Origin of the sequence: Brunnivagina elsteri CCALA 953 (genome assembly GCF_002289455.1) — a bacterium.
GTDB lineage: Bacteria > Cyanobacteriota > Cyanobacteriia > Cyanobacteriales > Nostocaceae > Brunnivagina > Brunnivagina elsteri.
Genome location: NZ_NTFS01000676.1, coordinates 1 through 1995, shown reverse-complemented (window position 1 = coordinate 1995; position 1995 = coordinate 1). Strand labels below are relative to the sequence as shown.

General features: G+C 34.4%; 2 protein-coding genes. Both read right to left on the bottom strand.

Annotation, left to right across the window (positions count from 1 at the left end; genetic code table 11):
* Window positions 1-62: 62 nt before the first annotated feature.
* Window positions 63-707 carry a TVP38/TMEM64 family protein gene (locus tag CK510_RS29765; RefSeq protein ID WP_245912513.1) on the bottom strand — a complete coding sequence of 215 codons (645 nt, stop codon included), beginning with the start codon at window positions 705-707 and terminating at the stop codon, window positions 63-65.
* 304 nt (window positions 708-1011) lie between these two features.
* On the bottom strand, window positions 1012-1719 hold the full coding sequence (locus tag CK510_RS29760) for a TIGR04283 family arsenosugar biosynthesis glycosyltransferase (protein WP_095725039.1): 708 nt from the start codon (window positions 1717-1719) through the stop codon (window positions 1012-1014).
* Between the last annotated feature and the right edge of the window lie 276 nt (window positions 1720-1995).

Sequence of the window (1995 nt, the reverse complement as noted above, 5' to 3'; positions counted from 1 at the left end):
GCTTACTGATTACTGATTACTGATTACTGGTTATTATTTTTTTAACTCCTAACTCCTAAAAATTAACTATTTAAATCATCTTCTAAAGCTTTACGAGCGATACGGGTAACAGAAAGTGAAACTGCAACAGTAGCTGCAAAACCAATAATACGAAGTGACCATTGTAAAATCGGGTTAGTTTGTGGGCTTTCCATACCAACCATAGCCAAATCGCTTGTGAGCGAACCGATGTAAACATACATGACTGTTCCCGGAATCATGCCCATTGAACCTAAAATATAATCTTTGATTGATACTTGCGTGATTCCAAAGGCATAATTTAATAAGTTGAAGGGAAATAATGGCGATAGACGAGTCAAAAATACAATTTTTAAACCTTCACTGCCAACTGCCCTATCTACCGCTTGAAATTTTGGGTATTTCTCAAGTATCCCGGCAATGCGATCGCGTGATAAATACCGTCCAATTAAAAACGCGAATGTTGCACCAATTGTTGCAGCAATCAATACATAAATAGAGCCACGAAATACACCAAAAATCGCACCACCACCTAAGGTTAATACTGAACCTGGAATAAATAATATTGTTGCTAAATTATAAATAACAATAAATGCAATCACTCCAAAGGAACCAAGACTTCTAATCCAAATCAATGATTGCTGTAATAATCCTTGAATATTTAATGTTTTAGCTACAATGATTGCCATAGCAACAAAAATTACTAGTATAGTAAATCTAATAAATAATGATAAACGGTGTTTACCCATCTTTTATTCAGAATAATGTGAGAGATTAACTTAATTTTAATTCGGATAATAGATACAGAAGAAACTCTAACACCAAATAATTTTATTCATTGTTAGCTAGTAACTATTAATTTATTATAAATGTTGTATAAAATATCATCATCGCCTCATTAGTATTTATAAACTAGTACTTTTTACTTGTACCTTGTTGTACTAGTATATACAAAGAAAATGAGAATTAGCTTAAATTATACTGAATTTTATCCTAAGTATTATTTTTACCGCGATACCAATATCTAATCTGCGTTGGAGAAACTCCTAAAAAATAAGCAATAATCGCAATTTGGTTAATTAAAGTCGTTTTGAAAACCCCTTTTTGTAACCATCGACGTGCAGATGTTAAAACTGCTGTCTGAACAATCGCAATACTTCCAATACGCTGTAAACGTCGCATCATTTCAAAATCTTCCATGATGGGTATTTCGGGAAAACCACCCACTTGCTCAAACACCTCACGTTTAATAAAAATTGCTTGATCCCCGTAAGGAAGGTGAAAAAAGTGCGATCGTATCCTTACTCCCCACTCTACTAACCGCAAACTCCATCCCGATGCATCTATTCTCAAATTAAATGCACCAGCTACAACACCAGGTTTCTCCAACGCATCACGAACCATATCATCAAACTGCAATGGTAAAGTAGTATCCGCATGGAGAAACAGCAAAATATTACCAGTTGCTAACAAAGCACCTACATTCATTTGACATGCACGACCAGGGTTAGAACAAATAACTTTTATACCCAATCCTTGTGTAATTCCTACCGTATCATCTTGCGAACCACCATCCACAACAATCACTTCAATATCCTTAGCAAATTCAGTGCTGGTAATTGCAACTTCAATATTTTTTTCTTCATTAAGAGTCGGAACTATAATTGAAATCTTACCAGTTTGATTATATTGGTAGTTCATATTTACAATTTTTTCACCTAAATCAATCAAGATAAGGTAGTGAGAAAATAAAAACTAATTATATAAAAGATTACTACCATGAATATCTAAAAAGACTTCTAAACCTGACTGAGGCAAAATCAATTCATAGGCTCTTATCCAGCTTAGAAGCGAAATGTGGGTTCTAAACAGTCAAACAAAAAGCCAACTCTAACTAATATTAGAGTTGGCTTTTTGTTATCGATAAAAAACAGCCCTGGCACCGAGCAATTGTTGCATGGGGCAACCCCCGTACTA